This window comes from Exiguobacterium sp. SH4S7 (genome assembly GCF_004336795.1).
In the GTDB taxonomy this organism is placed as follows: domain Bacteria; phylum Bacillota; class Bacilli; order Exiguobacteriales; family Exiguobacteriaceae; genus Exiguobacterium; species Exiguobacterium aurantiacum_A.
In genome coordinates this window covers 380,945-398,705 of sequence record NZ_SJUT01000002.1, presented here as the reverse complement: position 1 = coordinate 398,705, position 17,761 = coordinate 380,945, and the positions used below count along the sequence as shown (strand labels likewise).

General features: G+C 52.1%; 12 protein-coding genes and 1 other annotated feature. Of the genes, 9 read left to right on the top strand and 3 right to left on the bottom strand.

What is annotated here, in order from left to right:
* The first annotated feature begins 28 nt into the window (after window positions 1-28).
* The 6 genes from hemA to EVJ29_RS06080 all read left to right on the top strand — a co-directional run bounded on the left by hemA (window position 29) and on the right by EVJ29_RS06080 (window position 8,259).
* Window positions 29-1,372, top strand: coding sequence for a glutamyl-tRNA reductase (gene hemA / locus EVJ29_RS06105; protein ID WP_070327719.1), 1,344 nt, complete (start codon window positions 29-31; stop codon window positions 1,370-1,372).
* Window positions 1,373-1,430: 58 nt separating this feature from the next.
* Window positions 1,431-2,348 carry a hydroxymethylbilane synthase gene (gene hemC, locus EVJ29_RS06100; RefSeq protein ID WP_131440976.1) on the top strand — a complete coding sequence of 306 codons (918 nt, stop codon included), beginning with the start codon at window positions 1,431-1,433 and terminating at the stop codon, window positions 2,346-2,348.
* Window positions 2,341-3,006 (top strand): uroporphyrinogen-III synthase, encoded by a 666-nt coding sequence (locus tag EVJ29_RS06095; RefSeq protein ID WP_131465503.1) that lies wholly within the window; start codon window positions 2,341-2,343, stop codon window positions 3,004-3,006. Before hemC ends, EVJ29_RS06095 begins: the two co-directional genes overlap by 8 nt.
* Window positions 3,003-3,983 (top strand): porphobilinogen synthase, encoded by a 981-nt coding sequence (gene hemB / locus EVJ29_RS06090; RefSeq protein ID WP_071399362.1) that lies wholly within the window; start codon window positions 3,003-3,005, stop codon window positions 3,981-3,983. The genes EVJ29_RS06095 and hemB overlap by 4 nt, the downstream gene beginning before the upstream one ends.
* Window positions 3,980-5,284 carry a glutamate-1-semialdehyde 2,1-aminomutase gene (hemL, locus tag EVJ29_RS06085; protein ID WP_070327715.1) on the top strand — a complete coding sequence of 435 codons (1,305 nt, stop codon included), beginning with the start codon at window positions 3,980-3,982 and terminating at the stop codon, window positions 5,282-5,284. Before hemB ends, hemL begins: the two co-directional genes overlap by 4 nt.
* Window positions 5,285-5,331: 47 nt before the next feature.
* Window positions 5,332-5,552, top strand: a binding site (T-box leader).
* A gap of 55 nt (window positions 5,553-5,607) precedes the next feature.
* Entirely contained in the window at window positions 5,608-8,259 is a 2,652-nt protein-coding gene (locus EVJ29_RS06080) for a valine--tRNA ligase (RefSeq protein WP_071399363.1), read from the top strand.
* 265 nt (window positions 8,260-8,524) lie between these two features.
* Here EVJ29_RS06080 and EVJ29_RS06075 read toward each other — a convergent pair whose 3' ends face one another.
* Window positions 8,525-8,707: a hypothetical protein gene (locus EVJ29_RS06075; RefSeq protein WP_131469246.1), complete on the bottom strand. Its 183-nt coding sequence runs from the start codon at window positions 8,705-8,707 to the stop codon at window positions 8,525-8,527.
* Between the two features lie 89 nt (window positions 8,708-8,796).
* Entirely contained in the window at window positions 8,797-10,239 is a 1,443-nt protein-coding gene (locus tag EVJ29_RS06070) for a protein adenylyltransferase SelO (RefSeq protein WP_131504810.1), read from the bottom strand.
* Between the two features lie 114 nt (window positions 10,240-10,353).
* Here EVJ29_RS06070 and EVJ29_RS06065 point away from each other — a divergent pair, with 114 nt between their 5' ends.
* The 3 genes from EVJ29_RS06065 to EVJ29_RS06055 all read left to right on the top strand — a co-directional run bounded on the left by EVJ29_RS06065 (window position 10,354) and on the right by EVJ29_RS06055 (window position 16,037).
* On the top strand, window positions 10,354-11,571 hold the full coding sequence (locus EVJ29_RS06065) for a bifunctional folylpolyglutamate synthase/dihydrofolate synthase (RefSeq protein ID WP_131504809.1): 1,218 nt from the start codon (window positions 10,354-10,356) through the stop codon (window positions 11,569-11,571).
* 212 nt (window positions 11,572-11,783) lie between these two features.
* A complete protein-coding gene (locus EVJ29_RS06060) occupies window positions 11,784-15,365 on the top strand; it encodes a DUF5057 domain-containing protein (protein ID WP_236633417.1) in 3,582 nt (1,193 codons plus the stop codon).
* Between the two features lie 21 nt (window positions 15,366-15,386).
* Window positions 15,387-16,037: an ankyrin repeat domain-containing protein gene (locus tag EVJ29_RS06055; protein ID WP_131504808.1), complete on the top strand. Its 651-nt coding sequence runs from the start codon at window positions 15,387-15,389 to the stop codon at window positions 16,035-16,037.
* Between the two features lie 50 nt (window positions 16,038-16,087).
* On the opposite strand, the gene EVJ29_RS06050 is transcribed toward EVJ29_RS06055, so the two are convergent.
* Window positions 16,088-17,743 (bottom strand): hypothetical protein, encoded by a 1,656-nt coding sequence (locus tag EVJ29_RS06050; protein ID WP_131504807.1) that lies wholly within the window; start codon window positions 17,741-17,743, stop codon window positions 16,088-16,090.
* Window positions 17,744-17,761 lie beyond the last annotated feature (18 nt).

Below are 17,761 nucleotides of genomic sequence, written 5' to 3'. Positions count from 1 at the left end.
TGTGATTTTAGATGAGGGGAAGAGGTACATGCATATTGTCGTCGTTGGACTAAATAACAAGACAGCCCCTGTCGCGATTCGGGAGCAGTTCTCGTTTGGGGAGCAAGAAATCGTGGATGCGATGATTGCGCTCCGCGAAGAGAAAAGCATTTTTGAATCGGTTATTTTGTCGACCTGTAACCGTACCGAGCTATACGTCGTCACAGACCAGCTCCATACGGGTCGTTATTATACAAAACGTTTTTTAGCGAACTGGTTCGATCTTGAGATGGATCAGTTCACACCATACTTGTCGATCCGTGAAGGGGAGGAAGCGATTCGTCACTTGTTCCGTGTCACGTCGGGTCTCGACTCGATGATCATCGGGGAAACGCAGATTTTAGGACAAGTGAAGTCAAGCTTCTTCCGCGCCCAAGAGAACGGGACGACGGGGACAGTGTTTAATAAATTGTTCAAAGAAGCCGTGACGCTCGCCAAACGGGCCCATACTGACACGCAAATTGGGGAAATGTCTGTATCGGTCAGCTCGGCTGCGGTCGCGCTCGCCCAAGAGATGTACACGCGCCTCGATGACAAACAAGTTGTCGTCGTCGGTGCAGGTGAGACGGGTGAGCTGACAACGCTCAACTTGTTCGAAGCCGGCGCCAAACAAATTGCCGTCTTCAACCGGACTGAAAGTAAAGCGAAAGCGGTCGCTGCCAAGTTCAAAGGCCGAGCCCACTCGATCCGCGAGATCGCCTGTGGACTGCTCGATGCCGATATTTTGATCAGCTCGACCGGGGCCAAAGAAGCCGTTATCGCGTATGACGACGTCGCCGCAGCGCAATTGTTGCGTCGGGAACGTCCACTTCTTCTCATTGACATTGCCGTGCCGCGAGATATCGATCCAGCGGTCCGGTCGCTTCCGGGCGTCCGTTTGTTTGATGTCGATGACTTGAACGGGATCGTCAATAAAAACTTGGCAGCCCGTCTCGTCGAGGCAGAAAAGATTGAAGTGAAGATTGATGAGGCGATTCAAGAGTTCCAAGCATGGCTCGTCACGCTCGGTGTCGTGCCGATCATGAACGAGTTGCGCGAACGAGCGCTCCGCGTCCAAGAAGAGACGATGGAAAGTCTTGAGCGCAAGCTCGACCATCTGTCGGACCGGGACAAGAAAGTCATCGGCAAGCACATGAAGTCGATCATCAACCACATGCTGCGTGAACCGATCGACTACATTAAAGACGCGGCCGCTCAACCGGACGCGAACACGCGCATCGCCCAGTTCGTCGAAGCGTTCGCGCTAGACGTCGACGTTCCGACTGCGGACACAGAACCGGAAGAGCTAGAAGCGATGGCGGCTAAAGCACCACTTCGCGCGTTGATGCGCTAATACAAACCAAAAAGGCGGCGGATCTCGTCGCCTTTTTCTATGAAGGGGACTAAACATTATGCGTAAAATTATCGTCGGCTCACGCCGCTCACAACTCGCGATGACACAAACGAAATGGGTCATCGAACAATTGAAGCAAGCCGGGGCCCAGAACGAGTTCGAGATCAAAGAAATCGTGACGAAAGGTGACCAAATCGTCGACGTCCAACTGTCGAAAGTCGGCGGGAAAGGCTTGTTCGTCAAAGAGATCCAACAACAGATGCTCGCCGGTGACATCGATTTTGCCGTCCACAGCATGAAAGACGTCCCGGCCGAACTGCCGGAAGACCTCTTTATCAGCTGTATGCCAAAACGTGTCGACGCGCGTGACGTACTAATTTGCGAGAACGGCTACACGCTCGAGACGTTGCCGCAAGGCGCGGTCATCGGGACGAGCTCGCTCCGTCGCGGTGCACAGATGCTCGCAGCCCGTCCGGACTTCGAGATCCAATGGATTCGCGGCAACATCGACACGCGCTTGAAAAAACTCGATACCGAGAACTTCAACGCCATCTTGCTCGCGAAAGCGGGACTTGAGCGCATGGGTTGGACCGACCGCGTCAAGTTCGAAGCGCTCGACGCCGACATGATGGTACCGGCCGTCGGACAAGGTGTACTCGCGATCGAGAGCCGGAAAGACGACGCCGAAGTGACGCAGATTTTACAGCTCCTTCACGATGACGTGACGGCGAAAGCTGCGACGGCGGAGCGGACGTTCTTGAAGGCAATCGAAGGCAGCTGCCACGTACCGGTCGGCGGCTACGCGACGGTTGACGGGGACACGGTCACGCTCACCGGCTTGATCGCCTCGGTCGACGGCAAAGACGTGCTCCGTGTGACGAAAACGTCAACGGACGAAGTCGCGCTCGGTCAAGACGTCGCTGACGACTTGCTCGGACGTGGCGGACGCGAGATCCTCGCCTCGGTCAATGTGTGACGTCTGGTACACAGGGACAAAACGACTGACCGCTTCGCAACGGGCCTTGCTCGACGCGAGCGGTCTTTCCGTTCATCACGTCCCGATGATCGAGACACGGCTGACCGGGAAACCAACGCCAACTGATTCGTTCGACTGGCTCGTCGTCACGAGTCAAACCGCTGTCCCAGCGCTTCAAGACGTTCCTCGGGACATTCAAGTCGCTGCCGTCGGCGAGAAGACGCGGGACGCGCTCGAGGCAGAAGGATTCACCGTTTCGCTCATGCCGGAGACGTATACGGGCGAAGCGTTGTTCCGCGAGTTGGCGAACGTCGTCGGTGAGGATGACGTCGTCTTGTTCGCCCGTGGGGATTTGGCGAACACCGAGCATATGCGACAATTGCCGCATGTGTACGACTGGGTCGTCTATGAGACGGTCGAGAAAGCACTCACGGCCGATCAAGCGGCCGCGCTCGAACATGTCGAGGCGCTACTCGTGCTCAGTCCGTCCGCCGTCCACGCGCTCACGCCTTACCTCGAACGGTTCCACGGGACATGGTACGCCATCGGTGAAGTGACCGAGCGGGCTGTCCGAGAAGTTTCGACGTTACCGGTCCGAGTGCCTGAGTGTTATACTATGGATGCATTAATACAGTGTGTAGGGGGAGATTTTTCATGAACCAATTCGACCGTCACCGTCGTCTGCGCTCGTCGAAGTCGATGCGTGCACTCGTACGTGAAAACCATGTTCGGAAAGAAGATTTGATTTATCCGCTCTTCGTCGTCGAAGGGACAAATATTAAACGCGAAGTCAGCTCGATGCCTGGCGTCTTCAACTTCTCGCTCGATCGTCTCGAAGACGAGATCCGTGAGCTCGTCGACCTCGGGCTCGAGTCCGTTCTCTTGTTCGGTGTACCTGAGCATAAAGACCCGGAAGGCACGGAAGCATACCACGATCACGGCATCGTCCAAGAAGCGATCCGCAAAGTGAAAGAGTGGGCACCACAGCTCACGGTCATCGCCGACACGTGCCTCTGTGAATATACGTCGACGGGCCACTGTGGCATCGTGAAGAACGGTGACGTCGATAACGACGCGTCACTGCCGCTTCACGTCCAGACGGCGATCACGCAAGCGCAAGCGGGCGCAGACATCATCGCGCCGAGCTCGATGATGGACGGCTTCGTCGCCGCCATCCGCGAAGGGCTCGACCAAAACGGCTTCAGCCACATCCCGATCATGAGCTACGGCGTCAAATACGCATCGGCCTACTACGGACCGTTCCGTGACGCGGCGCAGTCGGCGCCTGGTGAAGGCGACCGCAAAGGCTATCAGATGGACCCGGCCAACCGTCGTGAGGCGTTCCGGGAATCACAGTCGGACGTCGAGCAAGGTGCCGACTTTATGATCGTCAAACCGGCGCTCGCGTTCATGGACATCATCCGCGACATGCGCGACTCGCTCGATATGCCGATCGTGGCGTATAACGTAAGCGGGGAGTACGCGATGATTAAAGCGGCGTCGATGAACGACTGGATCGATGAACAACGTATCGTCATGGAGACGATGGTCGGTTTCAAACGGGCCGGTGCCGATTTGATCGTCACGTATTTCGCAAAAGACGTCTGTCGCTATTTGGAAGGAGAATTCGCATGACATACAAACAAACTCGCTCAGAAGCAGCGTTCAAACAAGCGCTCCCACTCATGCCGGGCGGGGTCAACAGCCCGGTCCGTGCCTATAAATCGGTCGGGATGACGCCGATCTTTGCCGAACGCGGTGAAGGTTCACGTGTCTACGACATCGACGGCAACGAGTACATCGACTACGTCCTCTCATGGGGACCACTCATTCTCGGTCACCGCGACCCGGTCGTCATGAAAGCGATCCAAGATCAGGCTGAAAAAGGCTGGACGTTCGGGACACCGACAGAGCTCGAGACGAAGATGGCCGAGCTCGTCATCGACCGCGTCCCATCGATCGAGATGGTCCGCATGGTCAACTCCGGTACGGAAGCGACGATGGCGGCTCTCCGCCTCGCACGCGGCTATACGGGCAAGACGAAGATCTTGAAGTTTGAAGGCTGCTACCACGGCCACGGGGACTCGCTTCTCATCAAGGCCGGATCAGGTGTCGCGACACTCGGTCTTCCGGACTCACCGGGCGTCCCAAAAGACTTGGCGAGCCATACGCTCACCGTCCCATACAACGACCTCGACGCGCTTCGCATCGCGTTCGAGAAGCACGGCGACGACATCGCCGGTGTCATCGTCGAACCGGCTGCCGGCAACATGGGATTCGTCCCGCCGCAGCCAGGATTCCTCGAAGGACTGCGTGAGATCACGGAACAAAACGGCGCGCTCCTCATCTTTGACGAGGTCATGACCGGCTTCCGCGTCGGTTACAATTGCGCCCAAGGTTACTTTGGCGTAACGCCTGATCTTACGTGCCTCGGCAAAGTCATCGGCGGCGGCCTTCCGGTCGGCGCATACGGCGGCAAACGGGAGATCATGGAACACATCGCACCGCAAGGGCCGATCTACCAAGCAGGGACGCTTTCAGGCAACCCGCTCGCGATGATCGCCGGCTACACGACGCTGTCGCAACTCAAGCCTGAGCACTACGAGGAGTTCGAGCGCAAAGCCGACCGCCTCGCGGCAGGTTTCACGGCAGCGGCCGAGAAATATAACATCCCGCACGACACGAACCGGGCCGGCTCGATGTTCGGCTTCTTCTTCACGAACGAGAAAGTGACGAACTTCGAAAAGGCGAAAACGTCGAACCTCGACATGTTCCGCTCGTACTATCAGAAGATGGCGGCGCGTGGCGTGTTCTTGCCACCGTCACAGTTCGAAGGCTTGTTCTTGTCGACTGTGCATACGGACGAGGATATCGATGCGACGCTCGCCGCGGTCGATGCGACGTTCAAAGAGCTGCAACAAGAGTTTTCACTGTAATCTTGACTGAAACGTCTTCAATCGCTACAATTGTTTAACAGATACGTTTAAAAGCTATGATGAGGAATAGTACGCAACAACACTCCTTTCTAGAGACGCGGCCGCACGGTGCAAGGTCGCGAGGGAAGTGTGCGGAAGTCGCCTCGGAGCTGACCTTTTGAATCAAGTAGGAAGGTCCGGTCCATCGACCGTTATTCGATTTTGAGGGCGCCACGTGTTGGCGAACTAAGGTGGTACCGCGGAAGATACGGCTTCTTTCGTCCTTAGCGTTAAGGACGAGAGTAGCCGTTTTTTGTGTAGACAGATAGAGGAGGATTGGCACAATGACCAACGAAACAAACGAAATCAGCATGCCGACGAAGTACGACCCGAGTGCGACGGAAGCGAAATGGTACGACTATTGGATGGAGAACAACGTGTTCAAGGCGGACGAAGACGACTCGAAACAGCCTTACACGATCGTCATCCCGCCACCGAACGTCACAGGGAAACTTCACCTCGGACACGCGTGGGATACGACGCTCCAAGATCTACTCACGCGCTTGAAGCGCATGCAAGGCTATGACGTCCTCTGGCTCCCAGGGATGGACCACGCCGGTATCGCGACACAGGCAAAAGTTGAACAGAAGCTCCGTGAGGACGGCATCATGCGTTACGACCTCGGACGCGAGAAGTTCCTCGAGAAGACGTGGGAATGGAAAGACGAGTACGCCGACACGATCCGTGCCCAGTGGTCAAAACTCGGCCTCGGTCTCGACTACTCGCGTGAACGGTTCACACTCGACGCGGGACTCTCTAAAGCGGTCCAGGAAGTCTTCGTCCGTTTGTATGAAAAAGGCTTGATCTACCGCGGCGAATATATCGTCAACTGGGACCCGGCACAAAAGACGGCCGTCTCCGACATCGAAGTCATCTACCAAGAAGTCGAAGGCGCGTTCTACCATATGAAATATCCGCTCGCTGATGGCTCAGGTCACATCGAGATCGCGACGACGCGCCCAGAGACGATGCTCGGCGATACGGCCGTCGCCGTCAACCCGAAAGACGAGCGCTACGCGCACCTCGTCGGTAAGACAATCATGCTCCCGGTCATGAACCGTGAGATCCCAATCGTCGCGGACGACTATGTCGACGTCGAGTTCGGTACCGGTTGCGTGAAGATCACGCCGGCGCACGACCCGAACGACTTTGAAATCGGGAACCGTCACGAGCTTCCACGTATCCTCGTCATGGACGAGTCGGGGACGATGAACGAAAATGCTGGCAAGTACGAAGGGCTCGACCGCTTCGACTGCCGCAAGCAGCTCGTCAAAGACTTAGAAGCAGATGGCACGCTCGTCAAAATCGAGCCGCATACGCACTCGGTCGGTCACTCGGAACGTTCAGGCGCGGTCATCGAGCCGTACTTGTCGAAGCAATGGTTCGTCGATATGGAGCCACTCGCCAAAGCGGCGCTCGCAGCGCAAGGCAACGACGAGACGAAAGTCAACTTCGTCCCAGAGCGGTTCGAAGGCACGTACCTCCGCTGGATGGAAAACATCCGCGACTGGTGCATCAGCCGTCAACTTTGGTGGGGCCACCGCATCCCGGCTTGGTACCATAACGAGACAGGCGAAGTGTATGTAGGCAAAGAAGCGCCGGCTGACATTGAGAACTGGCATCAAGACGAAGACGTGCTCGACACGTGGTTCTCGTCAGCGCTCTGGCCGTTCTCGACGATGGGCTGGCCGGACACGGATTCAGCAGACTTCAAACGCTACTTCCCGACGAGCGCGCTCGTCACGGGTTACGACATCATCTTCTTCTGGGTATCGCGGATGATCTTCCAATCGCTCGAATTCACGGGCAAGCAGCCGTTCAACGACGTGCTCATCCACGGTCTGATCCGTGACTCAGAAGGCCGCAAGATGTCGAAATCGCTCGGTAACGGCGTCGACCCGATGGAAGTCATCGACCAGTACGGTGCCGACTCGCTCCGCTGGTTCCTGCTCACGGGCTCGACACCAGGGAACGATCTGCGCTTCTACTGGGAGAAAATCGAATCGACATGGAACTTCGCGAACAAGATTTGGAACGCGAGCCGCTTCGCCCTCATGAACATGGATGGGATGAAGTTTGAAGACATCGACCTCTCAGGTGAGAAGACGCTCGCCGACAAGTGGATCTTGACACGCTTGAACGACACGGTCGACCAAGTGACACGCCTCGTCGACAAGTACGAGTTCGGTGAAGCCGGTCGTTACTTGTACAACTTCATCTGGGAAGAGTTCTGTAACTGGTACATCGAGATGGCGAAACTCACGCTCTACGGTGAGGACGAAGCGGCGAAAGCGACGACACGTTCGGTGCTCGCGCATACGCTCGATTCGATCATGCGTCTCATGCATCCGTTCATGCCGTTCTTGACAGAGGAAATTTGGCAGCACTTGCCGCACGAAGGCGACTCGATCGTCCGTGCGAGCTATCCAACGCGTCGTGACGACCTCCACTATGCGGAGTCGGTACCGGCGTTCGAAGCGGTCATGAACGTCATCCGTTCAGTCCGTAACATCCGTTCGGAAGTGAACGCACCGATGTCGAAACCAATCCAATTGTTCATCGCGACGAGTGACGACACGACACAAGGCTACTTGAGCGAGAACGAAGCAACGATCGGCAAGTTCACGAACGCGACCGAACTCGAAATCGGTCGTGGCTTGACGGCACCGGACAAATCGATGTCAGCGATCATGACGGGCGCGGAGCTGTTCATCCCGCTTGCCGACCTCATCAACTTCGAGGAAGAGATCGCCCGTCTTGAAAAAGAAGTGACGAAGTACGAGAAAGAAGTCGAACGCGTGCAGAAGAAACTAGGTAACCCAGGTTTCACCGGCAAAGCACCGGCTCACGTTATCGACGAAGAGAAAGCGAAAGAAAAAGACTACCTCGACAAGCGTGACGCCGTGCGCGCGCGTCTTGAAGAGTTACGCAAGTAAGACATCAACCTTCTTTGGAGAATTGTTCTCCGAGGAAGGTTTTTTTGTCGTTTGGGAGAATTCTGGCATCTAAACGAGAAGAACCCCCGACGTCACGAACGACGTTTGGGGGTTCTTCGACGTAGCCATAAAACATAAAGTCCGATTCCCGTGATCCACAGGAAGTGCATGTAGAGCGAATCAGTCAGCCCGACTCGATACAAATGGACGAGATACACGGCATATAGGAATCCGGCGATGAGCATGATAGTGAAGTAGACGAGCCTCATGTGTCGTTCTCACCACTCCATTCAAGCTCATTCAAATGTTTCATGAACTGGAAAAACGAGACGATTAAGAAAAAGGCAGGCATAGACCAAATCCAACCACCATAAAACGGACCTTGCCACAGTTCTAGAGAAATCAGACAAGCGAAACCAAGCGAGATGAGTGAAGCAAGTAGTCGCATAGTAAACCTCCAGAGTGTCGTTTGTCTATAGTACGCATCCAAACGATAAAAGGTTCCCAAAAAAATCCATCCCGCAAAAGCGGAATGGATCACGTGCCACAAAACGTCTGATACGGATACGTCCGCTCTGGTCCCGGCGAGACGTAACGCCCGTAATCGGCTTCATAGTCATACGGTTTCCGCAACACGTCGAGCAAGGCGGTTGTTGGACCGAAGTCACCTCGTTCAGCTGACGTGATTGCCGCTTCGACGTGATGGTTGCGCGGGATGACGGCCGGATTGTGTTGGCGCATGAGTCGCGTCACATCTTCGTCCGGAAGAGCTTGTTCAGCGAGACGTTTGCGCCATGCCGAAAGCCAGGTCTTCCCATCGTCACGCGACGCGAACGGAAGTGACTCCGTTTCTCCTAGCGTGAGCACGCGGAACGTGTTCGTGAAGTCGGCCTCGGTCTCCATCATAAGTCGGAGCAATTCGTCTGTCAGCGCGTCATCGCCGTCTTTTCGGACGTAGAGACCGATCTTATGGGCGAGTCCGGTGAAGTACGCTTGTTTATAAATCTCCGTATAATCGTTCAACAGCTTGTTGGCGATATCGACGGCAGCTTCTTGCGTGTCGGCGAGCAGCGGCAACAGCGTCTCGGCGAGTCGGGCCAAGTTCCAAGATCCGATATACGGCTGGTTCGCGTAGGCGTAACGGCCCTCGCGGTCGATCGAGCTGAAGACGGTGTGCGGATGGTACGAGTCCATGAAGGCGCACGGACCGTAGTCGAGCCCTTCGCCGCTGATGAACGTGTTATCCGTGTTCATGACACCGTGGATGAAGCCGACGAGTTGCCAGTCGGCGATCAGTTTCGCCTGACGTTCGATGACGCGTCTGAGGAACGCCTCGTAGCGGTCGGGACGACCTTCAAGGTCCGGGTCGTGACGATGGATCGCATAGTCGGCGAGGGCGATAACGTCATCGATCGACCCGGCAGCAGCCGCATATTGGAACGTGCCGACGCGGATATGACTCGAGGCGACACGGGTCAAGACGGCACCGTGCTTCGGCCCTTGACGCATGACCGGCTCACCAGTCTTGACGACGGCAAGTGCCCGATTCGTCGGGATACCGAGCGCGTACATCGCTTCACTAATCAAATATTCGCGTACCATCGGCCCGATAGCGGCTCGGCCGTCACCACCTCGTGAGTATTCGGTCGGTCCTGAGCCTTTCAACTGCACGTCGACCCGTTTACCGTTCGCTGTGACGTGTTCCCCTAAGAAGAGGGCGCGTCCGTCACCGAGCATCGTGAAGTTGCCGAACTGATGCCCGGCGTACGCTTGCGAGAACGACGTGTCGGTCTGCCGGTTTCCGGACAGGAGCGCCACGTCTTCTTTCAATGCATCAATATCGAGTCCGAGTGTCTCGGCGAGGGGTTCATTCAATAAGACGAGTTCTGGTTTGTCGACCGGGTTGATCGGCCCACGGTCGTAAAACATGTCACGAAGTTCGACGTATGTCGCTTCAAAGTTCCAACCTGTGTCTTTCATCTGAATTCCTCCTATCTCTGTTCGCTTCGAGTATAGCACAGCCGATTCTCTGCGTAGGCCTTCGTGAATTTTGGTAAGATGGGAGGGAAGTGTTAGAACAGGGGTGGGTTAAAGATGGAGACAAGACAAGACGTATTTGAATGGCTGAACGGACAACTGCGGTTCGGGATCAAGCCTGGATTGAATCGAGTCGAGTGGATGCTCGAGACGCTACAAATTGACGAATTGCCGTCGATTCACGTGGCCGGGACGAACGGGAAGGGATCGACCGTCGCGTTTTTGCGGGCGATGGCAATCGCTGAAGGGTTGAACGTCGGGACGTTTATCTCGCCGTACATCATCCAGTTCGAGGAGCGGATCATGTTGAACGGCGAACCGATTCGCGAGGTTGATCTCGTCCGTATCGCGAACCGTGTCCGTGACCGTGCCCATGAGTCGCCTGAGACGTTGACCGAGTTTGAACTGCTGACGGTCATGGCGTGGCTGTACTTCCATGAACAGCAACCGGACCTCGTCATTTGGGAAGTCGGTCTCGGGGGACGGCTCGATTCGACGAACGTGTTGAAGCGACCGCTCGCGACGGTCGTGACATCTATCGGGCACGACCATCAAGGTATACTCGGCGATACGCTCGCAGAGATCGCCATGGAGAAGTTCGGCATCATGAAACGAGGTGTCCCGATGTTCCATAGTTTGGACGATGCGCAGTTGATCACGTTGCTCGAGCAACAAGGACGGACGATGGAGGCACCGGTGCATGCGGTCATGCCGCTCATCGAGTCGATCGAGGACGGGGCCGACACAACTGTTACATATGAAGGACTGCCTGCTGCGGCTCTCGGCTTGACGGGTCATCATCAAGCCTACAACGGAGCGTGCGCCGTCGCGGTCGCCCGTCATCTCGGATGGAAGACCGAGGCGATATTGATAGGGCTTGAGACGGCACAACATCCGGGGCGCTATGAGCTCATCTCAAAAGAGCCGCGGATCATTTTAGACGGGGCGCATAACGCGGAAGGCGTAGCGGCACTCTGTGAGCAACTTCGGCTAGAAGAAGATGTCACCGTGCTTGTCGCGACTCTTGCCGACAAGGACCGTGAAGCGATAATCAAATCGTTAGGGACGATCGCGACCGTTTATGAGACGACGTTCGACTTTCCGCGGGCACGGACGAAAGACAGTCTAATCGAGGACGGGGCCCGTTACGTCGAGTGGAAAGATTGGTTGGCGGAATGGGTACGTTCGCCGCGCTCGAAAACACTCGTCGTGACGGGATCGCTTTACTTTATTAGTGAAGTGAGAACACATTTGAAAAGAAACATTTACCAATGATCGAAGAAAGCTATGTATGTTTTTCCAAAGAGGTGGGATAATTAGTGGTAAACACTAAAATTGGGGAGGAACTCACGTTGCGTAAGTTCATGCAATATATCGCAGTTCTCGTCTTACTTATATCTATATTTCCACAGTACGTCAAAGCGAATACGACTGAGGTTCCATTGAACGTCTTGATTCTTAGGGATGCATTTAGTACCTCTAAAGTCGTGACAATTACTGAATACGATACTGCCGTCAAGACGTATCGCGATTCTTTAAATTTAGATTCGACGAAAATCAATGCGAAATTTATGACGATTAAAGAATTTAACGCTTCACGTTTTCCGATGAACGGTGCTTTTGACGCCGTCATGATTGGCAGTAGCCCACTCTCAGCAAAATATCAAACGGGAACGATTGGGAAGAGTGCGAATCACGATACGACAAGCCAACACAACGATTTAACGGCGCTAAAAGTCGACGAGTTGTTCGATTCGGTTGTCCGTATCGGCCTTCCGCTCTATATGCATGAAGATGCAGCAAACGGAGGTGCACAGTTAAAACGCTTAGCTTCGTTTACAAACGTGAATGTTTTTACTGAAAAAACCAATGCAAATATTGACCAAGAAATGGCGGCACAGTTGAAGTCGTTGACGGGTAGCAGACCACGCATGAAGACGGTCGATGTGCGATACAACAATCAAACACTCACGAATAATACGATTAAAGTGCAAGGCGGTGTCCGTGCCCCAATCAACTTTAATTATAACTTGGCTACTTCTCCAACGAGTTCGGCCATCATTGAGCTTTATATCGACTTTGATCATAATGACCGGTTTGCCACACAAGAGAAAGTGCTCGAAAAACAGGCTAAAACTTCAGATACAGTCGACTTCACACTTTCACGCCCGACGTTTAGCGGTCCTAAAAATTGGATGCTCGTCGTAAAAGATACGGTGACCGGACAAGCGGATTATAAGAGAGGTACGTTCATCTATCTAGATCAAAAAGTACAAGCGAATATTTTACAGTTAACAGCTGGGACGAGTACGAACGGACAGATTTCAAAAGATTTGTCAGACATGCTCGTCGATCCAGCCGGCAACTATGAATTTAACTTGACGAACGGGAACACAGATAACTTCGATAAAGGTTCTTATGATACAGCGTTAGCCGCGAACGATTATGACATGCTCATCTTCGGTTTCCAAGATTCATACAACATCTCAGGAAGTATGAGTGAGGCCGCGACAAGAAAAGTAAAACGATTCAGCGAGACAGGGCAAGGAGTCATGTTGACACATGACACTATTTTCCGGACAAATAGCGGCAACAGCGCAACTTCTGAATGGGAACGACAATTTGTTAACAGCGACCCGACTTTAAACATTTCGGGACAAAAAACGTATACAAACATGGGTTATGGTGCACCAGAACAGACAAGTCGAGCTATCAAAGTACAAGATGGTATTTTTACGACATATCCTTATAAATTGGATGATGCGCCAAAGAACATCTCAAATACGCATAATCAATATTTCACGCTTGATTTAAATGATCCCGATGTGACACCTTGGTACAATCTTTATTCGACGAGCGGAAATCGTATATACGGTGACGCCAACAACCATTATTATACGTACACGAAGAATAATTTCACCTATTCAGGCGCAGGACACACGAACAAATTTTCGCAGTCTGATGAGAAGAAAATCTTTATTAATACGATGTATCGAGCTTTTATCGGTGCGAATCATAAACCGTACAACGTGCTTGAGTCGGTGAGTGACCAATCGAACGCCTACACGACGGACGATATTAAAAATAACAAAATCGAAGTGACGGAAGGCCGAGATGTCAGTATTATGTGGCGTCCGAGCGATTATGACTTCCAAGATCAAACACTCACTTCAAAAATCAGCTATAACGGTCAAACGACGACATTCAATAACTTGAGAAACTATGAAGTGAAAGAATTCGTCATTCCGGCAAAAGATGTAATCGAAGGTGAGCCGATGCAAGTGTCGATTGAGACGACGGATCAACGGAATGCCAAAGTGACGGACTCGTTTACAATCAACGTGAAACGAGCAGAAGATGTGTCTGAGTTGATTGAAGTGACGCGCGCAATTACTCCTTCGACGATTAGTTTGTACGAGACAGGAACGATTAAGTATCAAATTGAGTATCCAGAGCAGTTCGATCGCTTATCGAATCAAAAAGGCGATAAGTTTCTTAGAGTAAACACGGCCACATTCTCAGAGAAACTTCCAAAAGAGCTCGAGATTGTTGCTGTACGTGGCACAGACGGAAAAGAGATCGCATTGAAAGACAAGCAATCGATTAACCTGGAGTTAGAGTTAGATCTGTATTATGAACGGAAAGGAAATAAAAATGTATTCTTATCTGACGAAAGCAGCAGCCGCTTTTTCACGTTCGAAGTGGACGTCCGTGCAGTACAAGCTGCGACTTCTTTGATTCATTTGAAAAAAACTGAAAATGAATTGAAGTCTGAGGTGGAGATATCTAAAAAGCAAGATCATCGCCTAGATAAGCATAATGAGTGGGACAAAGAGACGACGATTTCGTCTAAGTTTCCGGATCTATTCATCAATATCGGGGCACCGTTCGCCTTCAAAGCGAGTATTCCGGACGTGACGTTACAAATTGGAGCCGAACAGATTGTGAGTCCTGTCATTACCGACGCGAAAGGAAACAGTTTCTCAAATCCGAAGTGGAAGACATTGAAATGGGAAATTGTCGGCAATAACGGTATGGCGCAACTAAGTGGGTCGGGGAACAATGCGGTCATTAAAGGCTTGAAAACGGGAGACTCAACAATCCGATTGACGATTGATCCTGGTGAAGGGCGGCCGTTCGTCATCGCCGAGTCTAAGCTTAAAGTCATCAGTCCACCGGAACAGATTCAAATTAAATCAGAGAGCCTGTTTGTTGGTCAAACGTTGACGGTGACACCGACTGTTTTCCCGACAACGGCCCAGTATGACTCGATTCGTTATGAAACCGTCTCTGGAGACAGCGTCACCTTTGTCCAAAAAGGGACTGGGTTAGAAGTGAGCGGACTCAAGCCGGGTGTTACCACGATTAAAGCGAGTATTGATGCCAGTCCTTTGTTTAACAATTTAAATGTGAGAATGCCAGTGACGACATTTACGATTACAGTACTTGCACCAAGTCTGACACAGACACCAGACCAACTGGATTTATGGGTATGGAATAGCCTTGATCCAGACAAACGGGTAAATGACGTGGCAACGATTAACGTCGTATCGACACCGAACGTCGGGAAACAGCTGAAGTTAGTCGGGACAGTCCCGGCAGCTGTCGATGTGACAGCTACAGCAACAGGTTATACTATTCGTGCAAATTACGGATACGGACAAGGTGGAGTACTCACTCCGATTTCGTTACAAACGACATTTGAAGAAGCAACGTTGCGAAACGTTCTATCTAATCCGACAATCGTTCGGGTGAACGAATACCCGAACCAAATCCTTGCCCAAGACATGACGATCAATATCGGAGAAGGTACGGCTCCGAGATCTCCATCGCTTCAATTCTGGCCGACAACGTCTACGTGGCAAGATAGTCGATTGAACGTAGTGTCAGGACAGGAATATGTACAAGTTAGCAGTTCAGGCAAGCAACTAGTACCAGTCAAACCTGGTGTTGCGAAAGTAGAGGTCTATACAACATTGCCAGCCGGCCGCGACTTTATCCCGGTAAAAGATACGTTCTTTGTCCGAGTGATTCAGACGTCTGGTGACAATAAGGATGATCGTTATTAATAACGGAAAGTTGGAAATGCCGTGAAACGAAAATGGTTACTCGTATTACTTTCTTTGCTCATCATCGTTGCTGTATTCGCGATGTACAGATTGAACATGACGAATGCAAATCTCGATTCATTAAGCGGTGAAGAATTACAGGATGCGATTTCCTCGAAAAAGCAATTGACTGTCGAGGAAGTGAATTCGTTACAAGAACGAGGTGAATGGAGCGCGGTTGAACAAGCGCTTCGCACGAATAAAGTTCAACCGACACCTGAACTGTTCTCTCAAGCAATCCAACAAGGCACGCCAGAAGTCGTCACAGCATATTTACAGACAGACATCGATCCGTTTGCCGAAGTGAATGGTGAAGCGGTGCTGGCTACGTTATATGGAGAGAACGCTAACCGTGGCAAGTGGGAAATCGTTCATCAGGAACTAAAGGATGAGCGGTTGCTTCCCATCGCGGCGAACGCTTTAGACATGAAAGCAGTCCAGTCGTTACTTGGAAGCGGTGTAGCGATTCCGAGCGCAGACGAGGAGACGATTCTCTTCCAAGCGGTCCGTCATAATCAGGTTCCATTGATTGAACTGTTGATCGCGAACGGAGCGGTTTGGACAAGCGAGCATGAGCAACTGGCCAAAGACTTCCGCTCAGACTTAGTCATCGAATGGATGGGCCAGAACTAAGAAAAACCTCACCTGCAAAAAATGCAGGTGAGGTTTTTCTGTTGAACCGGTCACTTTAACTGAACAGGGTTGCTGACAAAGAATTGGAGTTGATTCGTGACGGGCAGTGTATTTAATTGATTGAAAACCGCATCGTTATAGGTCAGTTGCAACCGCGAATATTCGGGGCGGTGCTCTTGGATGTGGCTGTCAAAATACTGTTCCGCCGACAACTCGTCACTCTCCGAAAAGCGACCGCGGAATACGTTCAACTCAAGCGGACCTTTGCTGTAGAGCCCTCCTTTGATCTGTAAATCAGAGCCTACGGCGTACACTTGGGTCTTGTCTAAAGAATCACTATATAAGAAAGCCTGGAGCACAGTTGATTCTGCTTTGAATTCATTGATCCGGTTAAGTAGAATTTTCCCTTTTGACAGCAAAATGAGTGAGTTGAGCCCATCGGCAGTCAACGGTTGAATATTTGCCCGGTCAATGATGGTATCTCCGAGCACATAAACCGTCGATTCAAAAGAAACGGTTCCTTGAATTTTTAAATTGCCTCGTACGATCAACGGTCGTTCAATTGAGAGGTGGGTCAAAGAATCAATGACCACATCACCATCGAACAACAAAGGACGATCACTCTTTTTAATCGATTCCGTGATATACATCTGGTTATTTGTCAATTCGTCAGGGAGTGTAATGATCGTCGACTCAGTCAACCGATCATAGGCGGCTTTGTTTAAGTACGGACTTGGACGCTCGATGATTTGAGATCCGTCGTCAGTAATCACTTTGTCGATTTCAAATACATCATCTGTTTTCGGGATTGTCGGTGCTTCGAACACCGTTGCATCTACTGAATTCGTATAAGGGAGCTTTGTATCGAGTCGTCGATTCAAAAATTCAATGATGGAATAGTCATATTGGAATGCAGAGAACTGACTTGCCGCTGGACCGAAGTCTGGCAACTCATTTGCAACGTCATTTCCTGTGGTGAAATAGTTAGGTTGATTACAAATCAGACAGTCGGTTGGATTCGCTAAATCGATGCGTCCGTCTAAAAGAAAACGACTTGACGCTGAATTTTCAAGTTGTTCATCGTTACCGTTCAGCTGGTAATTCGCCGTTCGGTCAAACGCCAAAGGTCCACCTGAGAAGACGTTCCCTTTCACGGTCGGCATCCCGTTCACCGTCAATTGCTCGTCCGACCCGAGCACGTAATACAGGAAGGCGGGCAGAGCCGTCAAATAGAGGTCTTGCGTGTATTCGACCGACAGGAGCGGTTGCTCGGGATTTGTTTGCCGGCTCGCAACGACGTTCACTTGCAAAATCTTCGTAAATGGCGCGGTGTCGAGCAGGTTCGCGTCCGCATTCTCTTTTAATTGAATTGAATAGCTGATTTCACTGTCGCTCTCACTCGGAAGCCCGAGGAACGGTTCGTTTGAAACGAGTGCGCCTTGAACCGCGTCATTAAAAGCCGACTCCGACTCCATATGAGCCGGTACATCATTTGCGTCATGAAGAGGGAAACGATTTCGAACGTCCGCTGCAATCAGATTGAGCGCACTTTTTGCGTCTTCGTTCAGCTGCGTATCTTCTGTACGGATGACCGTCAGTTTATTCGTGACCAAGTTCACTTGCATGGCAGCGAGCGATAAGACGGCGAGCGCGGCCATCGTCACGAGGACGAGTACGAGCACATAGCCTTCTTCTCGTTTATGCATAAGTGGTGCCTCCTTTCT

Excerpts from the sequence above, each read along its gene's own strand:
- hemA (WP_070327719.1), top strand. The coding sequence starts at position 29 with ATGCATATTGTCGTCGTTGGACTAAATAACAAGACAGCCCCTGTCGCG.
- hemC (WP_131440976.1), top strand. The coding sequence starts at position 1,431 with ATGCGTAAAATTATCGTCGGCTCACGCCGCTCACAACTCGCGATGACA.
- EVJ29_RS06095 (WP_131465503.1), top strand. The coding sequence starts at position 2,341 with ATGTGTGACGTCTGGTACACAGGGACAAAACGACTGACCGCTTCGCAA.
- hemB (WP_071399362.1), top strand. The coding sequence starts at position 3,003 with ATGAACCAATTCGACCGTCACCGTCGTCTGCGCTCGTCGAAGTCGATG.
- hemL (WP_070327715.1), top strand. The coding sequence starts at position 3,980 with ATGACATACAAACAAACTCGCTCAGAAGCAGCGTTCAAACAAGCGCTC.
- EVJ29_RS06080 (WP_071399363.1), top strand. The coding sequence starts at position 5,608 with ATGACCAACGAAACAAACGAAATCAGCATGCCGACGAAGTACGACCCG.
- EVJ29_RS06075 (WP_131469246.1), bottom strand. The coding sequence starts at position 8,707 with ATGCGACTACTTGCTTCACTCATCTCGCTTGGTTTCGCTTGTCTGATT.
- EVJ29_RS06070 (WP_131504810.1), bottom strand. The coding sequence starts at position 10,239 with ATGAAAGACACAGGTTGGAACTTTGAAGCGACATACGTCGAACTTCGT.
- EVJ29_RS06065 (WP_131504809.1), top strand. The coding sequence starts at position 10,354 with ATGGAGACAAGACAAGACGTATTTGAATGGCTGAACGGACAACTGCGG.
- EVJ29_RS06050 (WP_131504807.1), bottom strand. The coding sequence starts at position 17,743 with ATGCATAAACGAGAAGAAGGCTATGTGCTCGTACTCGTCCTCGTGACG.